We start from the raw sequence: 17,208 nt of genomic DNA on the forward strand, positions 1-17,208 counted from the left end.
CAGGGCCATGCCGGCGCTCAGGCCGAGCGCCAGCCGCAGCGCGATTGACGGGCGGCGGCTCACTCCTGCACCTGGTAGCCCAGCCCGCGACTGGTATGGACGAACTCGCGTCCCAGTTTCTTGCGCAAGCGGCTGATATAGACCTCCACGGCGTTGCTCTCGATCTCGGCGCCGAAGGCGTAGAGCGAGTCCTCGATCTCGGACCGGGTGACGATTGCACCGCGGCGTGACAGCAGCCGCTCCAGCACCGCCCACTCGCGCGCCGTGAGGCTGATCGGCTTGCCATCGACGCTGACCCGGCGGTGCGCCAGGTCGACTGCAACCCCTGAAGCGACCAGGGTGGGTATGGGGCTGCCGCCATAGCGACGGACGACCGCGGCAATGCGGGCCCCCATCTCGGCCAGGTCGAACGGCTTGACCAGGTAGTCGTCGGCGCCGGCATTGAGCCCTTCGATGCGGACGGCGACCTGATCCTGCGCCGTGGTGATGATCACCGGCACTGCATTGCCGGCTCCCCTGAGCTCGCGCAACAGGTCGAGCCCGCGGCCGTCGGGCAGGCCAAGGTCAAGCAGAACCAGCTCATAAGGCACTCCGGCGAGCGCATGCCGGGCGTCGTCGATCCGCTGCATCCAGTCCACGGCATGGCCAGCCGACAGCAGGAAGTCGCGGATGGCCGCACCCAGCACGTGGTCGTCCTCGATCAGCAATACTCGCAAGGGGTTCCGAGCTCCTTGTCTGCGCCTAGGCCTGCAACCTTACGCCAAGCTGAACGAGAAACCGCTGCGGCTTCAGCCTGACGTCAGGTTGGCATGTTCGAACGTCCATCAGCACTAATACGATGGAGTTTGGCAGATGAAGAAGCTTGCCGCGATGCTGATGCTGGCGACGGCGCTGGTGGCGCCCGCCACGGCCTGGGCCAGGGAAGTGACGGTCGAGGCGCAGATGGTGCGCTACTCGGGGCGGCCCGCCTACCTGGCCGTCTATCTCACCGACCCGTCCGGAGCCTATCACTCGACGCTCTGGGTCTCCGGCCACAAGACTAGGTATTACGGCACGCTGCGGGGCTGGGCCCAGGGGGTGTCGCAGGCCGGTTCGCTCAACCTCGACGGCATTACCGGCGCCAGCGTCGGTGGCGGCGAAACGCTGACCGTGCGCGCCGATCTCGCCGATGCGCTGATCGATGCCGGCTACCAGGTGCATGTGGATACGGCGGTCGAAGACGGCGGGGAATATTCCGACGATGCCGTGATCGCAGTGACATCAGCCCCGGCCACGGTCGACGGCACCGGCTACGTCAGCAAGCTCTCGATCAGCATGTAGGTGAGGCAGATGCGCCGCTTGCACGCCCTGGCGGGCCTCATGGGCCTGGCTCTCGTCATCTTCATGGCCATTACCGGTTTCGTGCTGTCGTTGCAGCCGGTGCTGGAGACGGTCGGCGCCGCGCCGAGCGTCGGTACGCCCACCGTCGCCGCAGTCGCGGCGCGGGTGACCGACGCGGTGCCCGGCGTCGAGCGGCTCGTGCGACTGGCGTCGGGGCAGCTCGTCGCCTATGGCCGCGATGGGGCAAGCCGCACCGCCGAGATCATCGATCCGTCGAGCGGGTCGGTGGTCGGCGTCTATGCGCCTTCGCCGGTGTTTTCCTTCATCTCCGAGCTGCACCGTTCGCTCTTCCTCGGCTCGGCCGGTCACGGCATCGCCGGCATCGGCTCGCTCGCCATCCTGGTGCTTTCGGTGAGCGGCATCGGCCTGCTGGTCCGCAAGATGGGCGGTTGGCGGCAGCTTTTCGCGGTCGCCCGCGGTGCCGGAGCGCAGCGACTGCACACCAATCTCGCCCGGGCTGCAGTGCTGGCGCTGCTCATCACCGCGTCCACCGGCATCTACATGTCGGCGGCCTATTTCGAACTCGTGCCCAGTTCCGGCTCGGAGTTCTCCTTTGCGCCCACTGGCGCCGGTGGGACGCCCGCCCCCATTGCCTCGCTCGACGGGCTGGCAAGCATTCGGCTCAGCGATCTGCGCGAGTTGGTCTTCCCCGCTGTGGACGATGTCAGCGATGTGTTCACCGTCACCACCGGTGCCGGCCAGGGCTATGTCGACCAGTCGACGGGCGCGATGCTCTCGTTCACGCCCAACAGCATGTGGCAGCAGGCCTACGAGCTGATCTACATGCTCCATACCGGCCAGGGGGCCGCAGTGCTGGCGGTGCTGCTCGGCCTGGGCGCTCTCGCCGCGCCGGTGCTGGCGCTGACCGGTTCGGCAATCTGGTGGTTGCGCCGCCGCAGCATGCCGCGCGTCGCACACAATGCGCCGTGGCGCGATGCCGATACCGTCATTCTGGTCGGCAGCGAGTCGGGCAGCACCTGGGGTTTCGCGGCGAACCTGCACGAGACGCTCGTGGCGCAAGGCTACGGCGTGCACCTGGCCGCGATGAACGAGCTACGCAGCGCCTACTCCAGGGCAAGCCGCCTGCTCGTCCTCACCGCAACCTACGGCGACGGAACGGCGCCCGCCTCGGCGCGGCAGTTTCTGGCGCGGCTCGGATCGTTCAGTTCGCGCCCCGATTTCGCGGTGCTGGGCTTCGGCGACCAGAGCTTCCCGCAGTTTTGCGGTTATGCATCGATCGTCGAGGCCGCGCTGGCCGATCGTGGGCTCGAGCCGCTCCTGCCAATCTACGGCATCGATCGCCAGTCCCCTGCCGATTTCGCCGCCTGGGGCAGCATCCTGGGCGAGCGGCTCGGTATCACGCTCGCGCTCTCCCATGTGCCGCCCCGCCCGCGCACCACCCGGCTGGTGCTGGACGAACGTGCGCTGTTCGGCGTCGAGGTGCAGGCTCCCGTCGCGATGCTGCGTTTCGCCATGCCGGATGGCCGTCCCGGGTTCTGGTCGGGACGGAGAAAGCTGCCGCATTTCGAAGCCGGGGACCTCGTCGGCATCCTGCCGCCGGGCAGTGACGTGCCGCGCTATTATTCGATCGCCAGCGCCTCGGCCGACGGCGTGCTCGAAATCTGCGTCCGCAAGCAGGCAAGCGGCATCTGCTCGGAGTTTCTGCATGCACTTGTCCCCGGCGACACGGTGGAGGCCTTCATCCGGCCCAACCCCGATTTCCGCCCCAACCGCAGCCGTCGGCCGCTGATCCTCGTCGGGGCCGGCGCCGGCGTCGCCCCGCTCGCCGGGTTCGTCCGCAGCAATCGGCATCGCCCGGTCCATCTGTTCTTCGGCGCCCGCGATCCGGGATCGGACTTCCTCTATCGCGACGAGATGCAAGAGGCGCTGGCCGAAGGGCGCCTGACGTCGCTCACGACCGCGTTCTCGCGCGTGTTGGGTGGCGCCTACGTGCAGGACCGGCTGCTCGAGGAAGGCGCCCGGGTCCGCGAACTGGTCGAGCGAGGCGCCCAGATCATGGTGTGCGGCGGTCGCGACATGGCGAGCGGCGTACGCGAGGCGATGGACGCCTGCCTCGCCCCGCTCGGCCTTTCCGTCGACGCCCTGAAACGCAAGGGACTCTATCTCGAAGATGCGTACTGAAACCAAGCTTGTCCGGCGGATCCTCAACGGGCCCACCATGGGAACACGCTACTCGATAGTGTGCTTCGCCGATGAGGATCGGCCGCTTGCCGAGCTGCACCAGGCGCTGCAGCGGAGCGTTGATGTCGTCGATGGGCAGATGTCGACCTGGAAGCCGGATTCCGATCTGATGCGGCTCAATCGCGCGCCGATCGGGACGTGGTACGACGTGCCCGAAGAGCTCGCGACCGTATTGGCGGCGGCACTGGAGGTCGGCCGTGTTTCCGGCGGCGCCTTCGACATCGGCGTCGGCGACCTCGTCTCTGCCTGGGGCTTCGGCCCCGGTAAAGGCGCGCCCGATTCCGGCGCCATTGCAGTTGCCGGGGCCGGGCAGCGCCGGCCGGCGCATCTTGCCCTTGAGCTCGATCCGATCGGCAGGCGGGTGCGCAAGCATGCCCCGCTTTCGCTGGACCTTTCCGGCATCGCCAAGGGCTACGGCGTCGACCAACTGGCCCGGGTGCTCGAGCGGCAGGGCATTACGAGCTACCTGGTCTCGATCGACGGCGAGTTGCGTGCGGGAACGCCCAAGCCCGATGGCTCGGGCTGGCGCGTCGCCCTGGAGAGCCCCGAATTCGGATACAGAACCGCGGCCGGGGTGATTGAGATCGCCAGTGCGGCGCTCGCCACCTCTGGCGACTACCGTCACGTGGTCGAGCACCGTGGTACGCGCTACAGCCACACTATCGACCCGCGGCGCCACGCGCCGCTCTGCAACGGCCCGGCTTCGGTGACGGTCCGCGCGCCGAGCGCCATGCAGGCTGATGCCTGGGCCACAGCCCTGATGGTCCTCGGTCCCGAGCATGGCAGCGAACTCGCATCGGGACTTGGCCTCGAGATGTTGTTCGCCGAACGCGAAGCCGATCCGGCCCAGCCTGACCAACCGACTACCCAAGCCCCTGAAAGGAGGAGCTACCATGACCAGGACTATCGTTAGGCTCGCTGCAACCGCATGCGGGATCTGTGTACTTGGCGCGCTGCCGGCATCCGCCGCCGATATCCGAGGCGAGCTTACGCCCGACCTCATCTACGACCACTGCCTTGCAGCGGGGGTGGGCAGCGAAACCGAGGGTATCTTCATGTTGCCGGACGGCCGTCGCATCACCGGTACGGTGCTTTGCACCGCCGAAGATCTCGCTGCTGCCAAGGCCAAACCGTCGCGCCATCGCGATGACGACGAAGATGACGATGACGACGACGACGATGGGCAAGAGGATACCGGTCACGATGCCTGATTGAACAACGGGCAGGGCCTTGCGGGAAGCAGGCGAACTGCTTTGCCGCGAGGCCAATCCCAAGCGTCTGTCGATCGCTCGCGACCTGCTGGATGAGGAACGCGGCGTGAAGACCCCGACTGATCGCTGGCGCCAGTCCAAGCCCCGCCAATACATTGCTTGTCCGGCAGGGAAGGGCGGCAGCGGATGGCGATTTGATCGAGCTCAAACATCTCGGTGGGATCTGGAGCGATTCTGCGAAAGGCGGCGATCAGCCTCGCGGGAGCGCATCATGCCCAGGTTCGTCCATATCGACATTTCGGCCGATAACCCGGAACGGGCGGCCGCGTTCTACCGGCAGGCCTTCGGATGGACGGTGACCAGACTCGAGGGACCGATGCCGTATTGGCTCGTCGCTGTCGATGCTGCCGACCCCAATGCCATGGGAGCCGGGATCGGGCAGCGGACGGAGTCTTGGCAGTCGACGGCACCCACCATCGATGTCGCAGACGCAGACCAAGCTGCCGCCGCAATCGTCGCGGCGGGCGGGTCGATCGTCATCCCCAAGACACCGATACCCGGCGTAGGTCAGCTGGTGACCTTCAAGGATACCGAGGGCAACGTCATGGCCGTTCTCGAGAGCGCTCCTGCCAGTGACCTGCAGGCGGGGCAGGGCGGAGCGCAGAGCGCCACCTGACCAGGCCGCTCGCCGCCTCGCGCCGTGAAACTCCCAAAGCAAACCAACTCACTCCCGCAGTTAGGCTGCCGCGCGCCCGATTGTTGGTCGGCGGGGCGCCCTAGAGTTGTTCGCCTGCAGCGGTGGATACGACGACGGCGGTGCCGGTGACGATGGTGTCGGCCGGGTGGAGGATGACTTCGTCGCCGGCCTCGAGCCCAGCGACCACCTCGGCGAGCTCTGCGTTGCGCTCGCCCAGCTCGATGCGCCTCGCGGTGGCCTTGCCATCCGCGACGACAAAGGTGGCCCAGTCGCCGCCCAGGCGGAACAGCGCCCCGATGGGGATGGTCAGCAGGTTCTCGCCCCGCCAGCGAACAATGTGCGCAATGACGCGGTATCCATGTCCGAGACGCTGCCATTGGCTGGGCGGGGCGAGGAGCCTGAGCGTCGCCGTCGTGCGCTGTTCCTCGATGCCGAGGGCCGAGACCCTGGTGACGGCCATCGGCTCGATCCTGACCAGTTCCGCAGCCAGCGGCGGGCCCCCCCAACCATCGATTGTCGCTTGAGCCCCCGGCTGAAGCTGCACCGCATCACGTGACGAGAGCTCCGCGGCGATCTCGAGATCGGCTGGATCGCCGATATTGAGGAGCGGCGTGCCGGCCTGGACGACTTGTTCACTCTCGGTCAGCACCTGCAGGATCCGTCCGGAAACGGGTGCCTTCAGCTCGACGCAGCATGCCTCTGCACTGCTGTCGCCGACGCCCTCGATGAGCGCCGCCTGCGCGCTATCGAGTTCGCTCTGACGCACGCCAAGGCTCGCCTTGGCGCTCTGCAAAGCAGAAGTGGCAACGTCGAGGTCGTACTGAGCCTTCTCGAGCGCCTGGGCCGACACCAGCCCCCGCTGCGACAGCGAGATCGTGCGTTCGAGCGCCCGTTCGGCGAAGTCGAGCTGCCTTTGTGCCTGAGTGAGTTGGGTCGCAGTGAATTCAACCGCAGCGCGAGCCGTCTCGGCGGTGGCCTCGGCCATCCGGCGCGAGCGTTCGTCGAGCAGGCCCGGACCGGCGGGCTTGATGATCGCGACGACGGTCTGGTTGGCCAGCACGGTGTCGCCGGCATGCAGGCTCAGCCGCTGCAACTGGCCCGTGACCGGCGCCGACACGGTGAAGACTTCGCGGATCCGGCTTTGACCTTCCTCCTCGACCATCACGTCGAAGCTTCCGCGCTCCACCCTCGCCGTTTCGACTTCGATGGGGCGGGGCCACAGGGCCCATGCCAGCCCGGCTCCGATAAGCAGCGTTGTGATGACGATGACTATCCGCCCGAACATGGGTTCTACTCCCTGGTCTTGAGCACGGCGATCATGTCGAGCCGGTCGACTCGACGGCGAACAACGAGGCCCGAAACCACTGCCGCCAGGCAGACAATCAGGCTGGAATAGGCATAGACGTCCGGCCCAAGGATCAGGGCCATCCGATAGACCTCGTTGGAAAAGCCGGCGACCATGGCCAGCGCGATGAGGTAGCCGATCGCCCAGCCGAGCGGTTGGGCCAAGAGGGTAACGATGGCGATCTCGCCGAGAAGCAGGGAGGAGACCTCGCCGCGGGTGAAGCCGAGGACCCGCAGACTGGCCATCTCCCGACCCTGTTCGGAGAGCGAGATACGGGCGAAGTTGTAGACGACCCCGAAGGCGATCAGGCCCGCCAGGCCGACAAGCACCCCCATCATGACGAACAGGTTCTGGACTTGCGTCTTGCGGAACTGGTTCAGGGCAATCGACTGCAGCGCGATATAGCCGGCCGAAGGGGTCCGCTTGAGCACGGAGAAGAGGTTCGCCTGCTGCACCGGGTCGATCGCCAGGTTCGCCCCGGATATCGCGGTGTCGTCACCGACCAGCCGGTTCAGCGCGCCGAGCTCCATGTAGGCGCCGAGCCCCATGAAGCCTTCGACCACATCGCTTATCGGAACCGGGAACTCACGCCTGTCGCCTTCCAGCAATCGTATCCACACCCTACCCCCCGCCGGCACGGCGAGAATGTCGGCGAGGGTTTTCGACAGAACCAGCCCGCTCTCGGGGAGCGGAACGCTGCGTCCCTTCTCGTCGATGACGCGGCTGAGATCAGCATCGAGGGGGCGGCCGATAATCGCGACACGACGGCTGATCTGGCCGTTGCTGATTTCGGCCCCTACCGCCCGGTAGGGCTCGGCCCGGATCACGCCGGGCAGGCGCTCCACCGCAAACAGCGCCGACATGGTGCTCTGGCTCTGGAACGCCAGCGTCGCATCCTGCCGGTCAGCCCGGTTGAAGCTCAGCTGGATCATGTGCTCCATGGCGCCGATCGTCCACAGCGAGCCGACGAGGATCGCGACCGAGAGCGCAACGCCGAGTACGCCGCCGGCGCTTCGCCACGGCCATCGCAGCAGGTGCCGCAGCGCAACCACCGTGGTCTGGCGCAGCGGAAGCGACGACCTCAGCCCGTTTCCGACGACCTTGCGATAGTCGGGCGGCGCCGGCGGCGACATGGCCACTGCCGGTGGCAGCCAGGCCGCCTTGCGCACCGCGTTGATGGCTCCGGCAATGCCGGCGCCCATGGTCGTTCCAGCGGCGAGCACGTAGGTGGCCGGGTCGCGGCTGAAGTGCAGCAGCGGGAAGCTGTAGAACTTGGCGTACAGAAGGGTCAGCTGGGTGCCCAGCCAGTACCCGCCGACGAAGCCGACGGCGCACCCCACCAGCGCGATCAACAGCACAAGCTCGACATAGTGCCGGGCAACCGCCCAGCTCGAATACCCGAGCGCCTTCATCAGCCCGATCTGCTCGCGCTCGAGCGAGATCAGCCGTGACAGCGTGATGTTGACCAGAAATGCCGCCACCAGCAGAAACACCGGGGGCAGCATCTGGCTCATCGCCTGCAGCCCGATGAGCTCGGACTCGAGGAACACGTGCGAGATCTGCTGGTCGCGCCCGTAGGCCCCGCGCCCGCCATAGGGGGCCAACAGCTCGTCGAGCGTTTCGATCGCTTGCGGCTGCGAGGCGCCGGGCAGCAACCTGAGCGACAGGTTCGAGAATGCGCCCTCGAGGCCATAGGCGGCGGCCAGTTCTGCTTCCTGCATCCACAGCACGCCGAAGCGGTGCTCGTCGGGCAGCATCTCGCCCGGAGCCATGGCGTAGATGAAGTCCGGCGACAGGGCGATGCCGGTGACGGCGATGGCGCGCAGCGTGCCGTTGATCAGCACCTTGACGGAGGAGCCGGGAACCAGGGCGTTTGACTTGGCAAAAACCTCGCTGACCACCGCCTCGCCCGGTCCGTCAGGCAAGCGTCCGTTGCGCAGGTAGATGCGGTTGAGCAGCGGCTCGCCGATCCGCGGCAGCGAAACGAGGAGGACCGAGGCAGGCTCGGAAACCCCCTCGATGTCTGCCGTCGCAACCCGCTCGATGCGCCCTTCGACCGCCAGCACCCCATCGATTTCCGCGACCTGATCGAGCAGCGGGCGGGGCGCCCGAGTCACGGCCGCAAAGACGTCGGCAAAGCGGTGCGTCTCGTAATAGGCGTCCCGGGTATTGGCGAGCGACTGGTAGGTGCCCACGCCGATGATCATTGTTGCAACGCCTGCTGCCATGACCAGCGCAATGGCAATGACCTGTGCCCATAGACGCCGCAGTTCCCGCAACAGTTTGATGTGCAGCGCGCGCATCGCTACCAGCTCACTTCGGCTGGGGACTTGCGGACCGTATTGACGTCCGACGCGGCAATCCGGCCGTCGGCGAACTGCACCACGCGGTGGGCAATCTGCCTGATCGCAACGTTGTGCGTGATGACGAGCGTGGTCGTGCCGAGCTCCTCATTCACCTTGGTGAGGGCCTCGAGCACCAGCACGCCGGTCTTCGAGTCGAGCGCCCCCGTCGGCTCGTCGCACAGCAGCAGATCAGGACGTTTGGCAATGGCGCGGGCGATCGCCACCCGCTGCTGTTCACCACCCGAAAGCTGGGCCGGGAAATGATCGAGGCGATCGCCCAGGCCAACCAGTTCGAGCGCCTGCTCGGGCCGCATCGGGTCGCGGGCGATCTCGGTGACGAGCTGCACGTTCTCCTTGGCCGTAAGGCTGGGGACGAGGTTGTAGAACTGGAAGACGAAGCCGACATGGTCGCGGCGATAGCGGGTGAGGCGTCCCTCGGAGGCCCGGGTCAGCAGGTCGCCGCGGAACCAGACATCGCCCGCCGTCGGCGTATCGAGACCGCCGGCAATATTGAGGAAGGTGGATTTGCCCGACCCGGACGGCCCCAGGATGACGATGAACTCGCCAGGCGAGGCTGCGAAGTCGACACCCTTGAGCGCCTGCACCTCGACATCCCCCATGCGATAAATCTTGGTCAGCCCCTTGGTGAGGAGCAGGCCATCGGATCCGTCGCTGGTGCGTTTGTCGTGCATGAGCAATCCTTGCCGCCATCGGCGGGGCGGCCGTTGATCTCGATCAAATGCCGCAACCCGGCCTCAGGCGCTGGTCCATCCCATGTCGGCGGGCAGCACGACGCCGTTGATGTAGCGGGCCTCGTCGGAGGCGAGGAACAGCACGAGGTTGGCGATATCGATGGGCTCGAGCATGCCGGGGTTGACGGCGTGATAGGCGCCGAGCCGGCCAAGCGCCGCCTGGTCCAGACGCGCCTGATCAACGCTCTGCATGATGTTGGTCGACACTCCGCCGGAGGCCACCACATTGCAGCGCAGCCCGGATTTCGCGTATTGGAATGCCGTGCTGCGCGTCAGGCCGATCAGCCCGTGCTTTGATGCCGTGTAGGCCGCGCCGGCGGACCCTCCGCCAAGGCCGGCTACCGACGCGATGTTGACGATGGCGCCACCGCCCTGTCCGAGCATCAAGGGCACGGCGCGACGCATGGCGTACATCGGCCCGTCGAGATTGACGGCGAGCACCCGCCGCCAGGTCTGGTTATCGACATCTGCGACCGAAGCAAACAGGTCCATCACACCCGCATTGTTCACCAGGATGTCGATGCGGCCGAATTCGGCAACCGCGCGGTCGACCATCCCCGAACACTGGACTTCGTCCGATACGTCGACGGTCATCGGCACGATGCTGCCGCCGATTGCGGCCGCGGCTGTCGCCACAGCGTCGCCGTGCCAGTCCGCAGCAACGACCTTGGCGCCCTGTTCGACCAACAGCCTGGCAATGGCGAGCCCCATGCCGGAGCCGGCTCCTGTTACGACGGCAACCTTGTCCTTGACGCGCATGGCATTTCTCCTTCAGCCGCAGCCGGCTCAGAATGCCAGCGAGCGGCCGGTGGCCGCTTGATCGAAGTCAAGCATCCGTCGGCCAGGCGCGCCGGAGTCTTCCGGCCTCCTTTCTGGCGATGCCGATTTGCCGGCCTGCCGCAACGGCACGCTGCACGTGGTCCGTCAGCTTCTTGCCGTCCTGATCGGCCCGCATCGGTTCGTTGGATGAAGCCGAATGCCCTCACCGCCTGTAGGGGCGACGGCTCTCACAAATGCGCAAGGATGAAATCCAGGCGCTGATCCGGGGCTAATACCGGCACCTGTTGGATCGGAAAGCCCAGGGACTGATACACCTCGATCAACAGCTCATGAATGCGCCGTTGGGCGACGGCGTCTTCCGTGCGAGCGTAGTCGTTGGCGAGCGGCAGCAGATCGAGGATGAACACCTTCCTGTAGGAAGCGAACTTCAGCGCCTCGATCAATTCGGGCTCCGGCTCGAGGGACAGGAAACGGTAGTAGGCCAAGGCATCGGGAAGGGCGCGGTCGAGGAAGCAAACCTCGTCGGGATCGAGGCTCCGTTCCTGCTCGATCTGCATCTGCAGAACGCCCTTTTGAAACTCGCGCTGGTTGGCTCGTATCTCGGCGACCGTCCGTCCGGAGATGCGCTGGGTGTCGATTAGGTGCCGCGCATGCTCGATCGTCGTGCGGTAGCCGCGCTTGGCCAGAAGCTCGATGGTTGTTGTCTTGCCCGAACTCGGCCCGCCGGTGATCACGTACCAGTTTGTCATGCGCGCCAGATTGGCCCGCGCGAGCAGTCGCGCACTTGATCGACATCAAGCGGCACAACCTGCATCGGGACTAATTTCACCGAGCTTCTTCTCAATCGGACGGCAGACGAGAGGGCGCTATGAACATCTACACGAGATATTCTGAAGCTCACGGACCGGTCGCGGCACCGCCGGCCACGCTCTACGCTTTTCTCGACGACCAGTCGAACCTGTCGGCACATATGCGCCAGTCGTCCGGCATGATGCTGGGGTCCTCCATGGACATTCACATGGAGGCTGACCATACGCGGAACGTCGGTTCGAGGTTTGGATTCACTGGCCGCATTCTCGGCGTTCCGCTGTCCGTTGAAGAGGTCGTCACCGGCAGGGAACCGCCAGTCAGCAAGACCTGGGAGACGACAGCAGAGCCGCGCCTCTGGGTGATCGGCCGCTACATGATGGGTTTCGAACTCGCCCCTCGGGCCGAAGCCGGTACGACACTGCGCGTCTATATCCGCTACGACTTGCCCGTCGGGCCGTTCACGCGCTTGTTGGGGCGCATTTTCGGCGGCATCTATGCAACCTGGTGCACGCGCCAGATGGTGGTGGATGCGCAGCGGCACTTTGAGCAGCATCCGGTGGACCCACTCAAAGCAGCTCAGGCCTGATCCTGTCGCGTCAGCTTACCCTTATGCCCTCCAGCCGCGTGCGTTTCAGCAGCAGCGCGTTGATTGCCACGAGCGCCGAACTGCCCGACATCGCCAATGCGGCAACCTGCGGGCTCAGGAGGAACGGGTAGAACACCCCCGCCGCGATCGGGAAGGCGATAAGATTGTAGCCGGTGGCCCACCACAGGTTCTGGTGCATCTTGCGCAACGTAGCCTTGGATAGCGCCATGGCTCCGACCACGTCGTAAGGATCGCTCTTCATCAGCACCACATCGGCACTCTCGATCGCCACATCTGTACCGGCGCCAATGGCGAAGCCAACATCGGCCTGGGTCAGTGCGGGCGCATCGTTCACTCCGTCGCCCACCATCCCAACCTTGAAACCCTGGCTCTGCAACTCCTTGATCTTGTCTGCCTTCTGCCCTGGCAACACGTCGGCGAGGATGATGTCGATGCCAAGCAGACCAGCTATCCGCCTGGCCGTCCCGGCATTATCGCCGGTGAGCATGGCGACGCGAACGCCAAGCTCGTGCAGTTTGGCGATTGTTGCGGCCGATGTCGGTCGCGGTGCATCCGCCACCGCGACAAGACCTACGAGCTGGCTGGCTCGGGCGACATAGGTCACTGTGTGCCCTTCACCCTTCAGGACCTCGGCGCGCTCGCCCAGTTCGCCCATGGCGACGGCGCTTTCGTCCATCAAGCGCCGGTTGCCCACCAGGATCGCCGCATCGTCAACCAGGGCACTGGCGCCGCGACCTTCCATGTAGTGGAACCGGCTCAGCCGCGGCAGGGAAAGCCCCGCCGCTCTTTCGCGTATCGCCAGGGCGATCGGATGGTCGGAATTCTGTTCGACGGCAGCGGCAAGCGCCAGGAGCTCGTTTTCGGCGACGTCAGCGGCGGCAACGAGATCGACGACCTTGGGCTGGCCCATGGTGAGCGTGCCGGTCTTGTCGAAGACGATCACGTCGAGCCTGGTCGCCTCCTCGAGTGCGGCGGCATTCTTGAACAGGATGCCGTTGGCGGCGCCGAGGCCGGTTCCGACCATGACGGCCATGGGCGTCGCGAGGCCCAATGCATCGGGACAGGCAATCACGAATACGGTGATGGTGAGCGTCAGGGCGAAGAGCAGCGGCTGGCCCAATAGCCAGAACCAGACCGCGAAGGTGGCAAGTCCGATGACGATGGCGGCAAGAACGAGCCACTGCGACGCCCGGTCCGCCAGTAGTTGCGCCGGCGCTTTGGAGTTCTGCGCCTCCTGCACGAGCTTGACGATCTGGGCCAGTGCCGTATCGGCGCCCACCTTGGTCGAGCGGTAGCGCAGCGTACCGCTCTTGTTGATCGTCGCACCGATCACCCGGTCGCCGACCGTCTTGGTCACCGGCAGCGACTCGCCCGTCAGCATCGACTCATCGATCGTCGACTCTCCTTCGATCACCTCTCCATCGACTGGCAGCTTGTTGCCCGGCCGCAGGATGACAATGTCACCAACCTGCACATCGGACGTCGCCACTTCGATCTCCCGCCCGTCGCGGAGGATCGCTGCCTTGGGCGGCGCCAGGTCGAGCAGCGCCCGGATTGCTGCCGACGCACCCGCCCGGGCCCGCATTTCCAGCCAGTGCCCAAGCAGGATGAAGACCAGCAGTACTGCCACCGCCTCATAGAATTGCTCACCGTCGAACAGGAAGGTCGAGCCGACGCTGAACAGGTATCCGGTGCCGACACTGAGGAGCACCAGCACGGCCATGTTGAGGATGCCGTTGCGAAGGGCGCGAAGGGCGGCGACGACGAACGGCCAGACCGGGTAGAGGATCGCGCCGCTCGCCAGGATGAACATGGTGATGTCCATGCTGAGCCCGAACGGGGGATCGAACAGCGGTGGCGCCAGCCCCATGGGATCGAGCGCAAAAATCGGAACGGTGAAGATGAGGCTCACTATGAACCGGTTCCGCATGTCGCGGACCATCTCATCCATGTTCATGCCCGCCCCGTGGCCCATCTCATGCGCCATGGCATCGTGGGCCGGCGAAACTGGCCTCGGTCTCGCCGACACGGCAGGGGCAGGCGAGTGAGCCTCATGCCCAGCATGTTCGACGGTTGGCATTGCGAGCGTTTCGTTGGGTACGCAAACGTGCCGCGGCGCTACCTCGCCGCGACAATGAAAGCCACAGGCGCGCACTTGCTCGACCAGCCGTTCCGGGGCGGTGAGCCGTTCGTCATAGCTGACGCTGGCCGTGTTCGACCCAGCGTTGATTGCGACATGGTGCACGCCCGGGAAGCTTGCGAGCCGCTTTTCAACGGCGGTGAAGTCGAGGATGCTGAGGAGGTCGTCGACTTCGAGGGTGACGTTTTTCATTGCCCTCGGCCTCAGATCCGATAGCCGAAGGTCGACATCATGCCGGTCGCCATGTGGTAGAGGTGGTGGCAGTGGAGGGCCCACTGGCCTGGGTTGTCCGCATCGACCGCGACGGTCACCGAACGCATCGGCGGCACCAGCACAGTGTCCCGCATCGCTCCGGCAAACCGCTGCCCGTCGATGGCGACCACTTGGAAGTGGTGACCGTGCAGGTGCATCGGATGCGCCATCATGCTCATGTTGGCCAGTTTGATCTCGACCCGATCACCCAAGTCGGCGAGGATCGGTTCATTGAGCGTGAGGCCCCACTTGTAGGCGGCCATGTCGCCGTTGAGCAGCATCTCGTACGACTTGTCCGCTGCCCGTTGCGCCGGTGGCACGGCTGCCCGGAGTTGCGACTCCAATTCCAGATCGAGAACCGGGCCGTCTTGCTCGCCCAGTGCATCGACCTTCGACACGTTCGCACCACTTGGCTTGAGGATGATCCCGGTACGTTGCGGCGCGCCTTCGCGTAGCGCCAGGATCGGGAACGAACGGCTCTCGCCGGGCAGCGTCAACCGAATGTCGATCCGCTGTCCCATGGACATCGGGAACCGGCTGCCCGAAACGGGAACGATGTCCTCCCCGTCTACCGCGATCAACTCACCGACCAGTTGGCCCAGGTCGATGGTGAAAGCCGTGGCCGTCGCACCGTCGATGATGCGAAGCCGCACGCGGCCGCCGCGTTCGACCTCGACCACTTCGGGATCATCCAATGTCCGATCGTTGGCAAGATAGGCGTCGTACTCGATGTCGTTGAGGTCCATGTCCATCCCACCCGTCGACATATCCATCCCACCGTGATGCATGCTGGCCGGCGCCGCGCCGCCGGTAAGGCCGGCCAGCAATTCGTCCGGCGTCCGGAACGAGAAGTCGTGCAGCAGGATGACGACTTCTTGCTCGTCCCGCTGATCGTCATCGGGGCCGGCAACGATCAGAGGCGCTGCCAGCAGAGCTTGTTCCTGGAGCGAGTGGGCGTGCATCCAGTGTGTCCCCGCCCTTCGGACCGGAAAATCATAGTGCCGCTCTTCGCCACCGGCGATCAGCGGGCTTGGAGCATCGGGGACGCCGTCGTTCGGCCAGGGCGGTGTCAGCCCATGCCAATGGATGAGCGTGCTTTCATCCGTTTGGTTGCGCAACAAGACGTCGAAGGCATCGCCGGCCCGAAACCGGAGGCCGGCCGAGCCATCGGTCTGCTGCAGTCCGAAGACCGTCGCCGACTTGCCGTGTACCTCGATACTGCGACGAGCGATGTTCAGTGACTTCATGGCGGCAGACTGTGCTCCGAACGCTGGCCGCACCAGGGCGGGTGGGAAAGTCAGTGCTGCCGAACCGGTGAGCAGTCCTGTGAGGAATTCGCGACGTTTCATTTGTCAGTTCCATTCAGAAAACATTGGTTGTGGCTCCGGCGCTCCCTGGTGGAGGAGTTGGAAGCCACGAGGGGCGTGCATGGTCTTGAAAGCGAGCCGGCCCTGCGGCCGGCCCGTGTCAGAGTCCGCGCGCCGCAACGGCGTTGTGGACTGCAGCGATGATCGAGCCGGTGAGGATACCGAAGGCGAGGCTGAAGAAGATGCCTTCTAGCCACGCCTGCGGCGACGTCACGGGAGCGAGCGTGAACAACCCCACCCAGGCATGCGTTGCCTGGAGGTCGGGGAACAGCACCCCCACGAGGGCGCACGTTACGAACAGCACGATGAGCGCCACGCTGGCGGCGACAGCCAGCCCCAGTGTCGACATCGTGCGTCTGGTTGCGATGATGTCGGTCATGGCGCGGCTCCCATGGCAGGGGGCTGGGGCGTAGCCGCGTCCTTCCGCATCTGTTGCATCATCTGCATCAGGTCCATTTGCATGATCTGCATGGACCGCATCATCTCCATCATCTGCATCTGGGGTGAGCCGCTCGGTGCGGGCTGGAGCATCCCGCCGCTCTGCATCTGCTGCATGAGCTGCATTTGCATCTGCATCATCGCCATCATGTGCATTTGCATCATCGGCATGGCGGTTTCCCCAGCGCCTTGCGGCATCATGCTCATCATGCCTGGACACTGGGTCATCGCGTTGCCGGCAGATGGAACGGCGAGTTGAGCCGAGTCGCCTTCCGGTTCCTCGGCTACGGCGGAAGGGGGGGCGCCTTCGGGGTGGTGTGGGTCCGTCTGGGCGACCGCAGGATTGGCGAGGCCAAGGAACAGCGTCGCGATGCATAGGGGGGTGATAACGCGCATGGTCTTCTCCCATTGCGTTGTGCCGAATTTGAATGTGGTGGTGACGAGACGCCGTGCAGCAGGGCCGCTAAGGCGCTGGTGCGGGCGAAAACGTCAGCGGCCGCGGAAGCCGCGGATGTCAGGCACGGTCACGGGGCGGGTGGGGATTGACCAGCGGATCGAGCCCCTTGAGGCATCGCTCTGTGGCGGAGGCCCAGGTCCTGCCTCGGGAATAGGCGAAAGCTGAAGCGCCGGCCGGCACAACGAAGATGGCATGGCCGGAGCTGCCGCAGTGTGCCGGGCTCGGGCAGCAATCGGTGATCTGGTCGTGGCACGGCGCCTGTGTGCCAGTGTCATGCCCGCGCGATCCGTGTTGGATGCTGGCGACGTCGTGTTGCCCGGCGGACATGCGCGACGAGGCAGCATGCGCCGCTGAACCGAAGCCAAGCGCTAGCGCCACGCTGAGGATCAGCATGGCTACCAGGACTCGGAGTTCATCGCATGATC

Annotated in this window: 16 protein-coding genes; 6 read left to right on the forward strand and 10 right to left on the reverse strand. The window is 65.6% G+C overall.

The window, feature by feature from the left end; all coding sequences use genetic code 11:
• Positions 1–59: 59 nt before the first annotated feature.
• On the reverse strand, positions 60–716 hold the full coding sequence (locus tag AC1ROK_RS05365) for a response regulator transcription factor (RefSeq protein WP_492844548.1): 657 nt from the start codon (positions 714–716) through the stop codon (positions 60–62).
• Between the two features lie 136 nt (positions 717–852).
• On the opposite strand from AC1ROK_RS05365, the gene AC1ROK_RS05370 reads away from it, so the two are divergent.
• The 5 genes from AC1ROK_RS05370 (at position 853) to AC1ROK_RS05390 (ending at position 5,469) form a co-directional block, all read left to right on the forward strand.
• Positions 853–1,320 carry a DUF2271 domain-containing protein gene (locus AC1ROK_RS05370; protein ID WP_492844550.1) on the forward strand — a complete coding sequence of 156 codons (468 nt, stop codon included), beginning with the start codon at positions 853–855 and terminating at the stop codon, positions 1,318–1,320.
• Between the two features lie 9 nt (positions 1,321–1,329).
• Complete coding sequence (locus tag AC1ROK_RS05375; protein WP_492844552.1) at positions 1,330–3,522, forward strand: PepSY domain-containing protein; 2,193 nt, start codon at positions 1,330–1,332, stop codon at positions 3,520–3,522.
• On the forward strand, positions 3,503–4,495 hold the full coding sequence (locus tag AC1ROK_RS05380) for an FAD:protein FMN transferase (protein WP_492844688.1): 993 nt from the start codon (positions 3,503–3,505) through the stop codon (positions 4,493–4,495). Before AC1ROK_RS05375 ends, AC1ROK_RS05380 begins: the two co-directional genes overlap by 20 nt.
• Positions 4,476–4,793, forward strand: coding sequence for a hypothetical protein (locus tag AC1ROK_RS05385; RefSeq protein WP_492844554.1), 318 nt, complete (start codon positions 4,476–4,478; stop codon positions 4,791–4,793). Before AC1ROK_RS05380 ends, AC1ROK_RS05385 begins: the two co-directional genes overlap by 20 nt.
• Positions 4,794–5,064: 271 nt before the next feature.
• Complete coding sequence (locus AC1ROK_RS05390) at positions 5,065–5,469, forward strand: VOC family protein (RefSeq protein WP_492844556.1); 405 nt, start codon at positions 5,065–5,067, stop codon at positions 5,467–5,469.
• A 100-nt stretch (positions 5,470–5,569) separates the two neighbouring features.
• On the opposite strand, the gene AC1ROK_RS05395 is transcribed toward AC1ROK_RS05390, so the two are convergent.
• From AC1ROK_RS05395 to AC1ROK_RS05415, 5 genes are all read right to left on the reverse strand, one after another.
• The gene (locus tag AC1ROK_RS05395) at positions 5,570–6,775 is read right to left on the reverse strand and encodes an efflux RND transporter periplasmic adaptor subunit (RefSeq protein WP_492844558.1); all 1,206 of its coding nucleotides are present in this window, start codon (positions 6,773–6,775) and stop codon (positions 5,570–5,572) included.
• A 5-nt stretch (positions 6,776–6,780) separates the two neighbouring features.
• Entirely contained in the window at positions 6,781–9,138 is a 2,358-nt protein-coding gene (locus AC1ROK_RS05400) for an ABC transporter permease (protein ID WP_492844560.1), read from the reverse strand.
• Between the two features lie 2 nt (positions 9,139–9,140).
• Entirely contained in the window at positions 9,141–9,872 is a 732-nt protein-coding gene (locus AC1ROK_RS05405) for an ABC transporter ATP-binding protein (protein WP_492844562.1), read from the reverse strand.
• Between the two features lie 63 nt (positions 9,873–9,935).
• Positions 9,936–10,691, reverse strand: coding sequence for an SDR family oxidoreductase (locus AC1ROK_RS05410; protein WP_492844564.1), 756 nt, complete (start codon positions 10,689–10,691; stop codon positions 9,936–9,938).
• 248 nt (positions 10,692–10,939) lie between these two features.
• Complete coding sequence (locus AC1ROK_RS05415; RefSeq protein ID WP_492844566.1) at positions 10,940–11,461, reverse strand: AAA family ATPase; 522 nt, start codon at positions 11,459–11,461, stop codon at positions 10,940–10,942.
• A 119-nt stretch (positions 11,462–11,580) separates the two neighbouring features.
• Here AC1ROK_RS05415 and AC1ROK_RS05420 point away from each other — a divergent pair, with 119 nt between their 5' ends.
• Positions 11,581–12,108 carry an SRPBCC family protein gene (locus AC1ROK_RS05420; protein WP_492844568.1) on the forward strand — a complete coding sequence of 176 codons (528 nt, stop codon included), beginning with the start codon at positions 11,581–11,583 and terminating at the stop codon, positions 12,106–12,108.
• 10 nt (positions 12,109–12,118) lie between these two features.
• Here the strand turns inward: AC1ROK_RS05420 and AC1ROK_RS05425 are convergent, their stop codons facing one another.
• The 4 genes from AC1ROK_RS05425 to AC1ROK_RS05440 form a co-directional block, all read right to left on the reverse strand.
• A complete protein-coding gene (locus AC1ROK_RS05425; RefSeq protein WP_492844570.1) occupies positions 12,119–14,461 on the reverse strand; it encodes a heavy metal translocating P-type ATPase in 2,343 nt (780 codons plus the stop codon).
• Between the two features lie 11 nt (positions 14,462–14,472).
• Positions 14,473–15,870 (reverse strand): multicopper oxidase family protein, encoded by a 1,398-nt coding sequence (locus tag AC1ROK_RS05430; protein ID WP_492844572.1) that lies wholly within the window; start codon positions 15,868–15,870, stop codon positions 14,473–14,475.
• Between the two features lie 118 nt (positions 15,871–15,988).
• The gene (locus AC1ROK_RS05435; protein WP_492844574.1) at positions 15,989–16,267 is read right to left on the reverse strand and encodes a hypothetical protein; all 279 of its coding nucleotides are present in this window, start codon (positions 16,265–16,267) and stop codon (positions 15,989–15,991) included.
• Positions 16,264–16,722 (reverse strand): hypothetical protein, encoded by a 459-nt coding sequence (locus tag AC1ROK_RS05440; RefSeq protein ID WP_492844576.1) that lies wholly within the window; start codon positions 16,720–16,722, stop codon positions 16,264–16,266. Before AC1ROK_RS05440 ends, AC1ROK_RS05435 begins: the two co-directional genes overlap by 4 nt.
• Positions 16,723–17,208 lie beyond the last annotated feature (486 nt).

This window comes from Devosia sp. GW821-FHT12F11 (assembly GCF_058806655.1).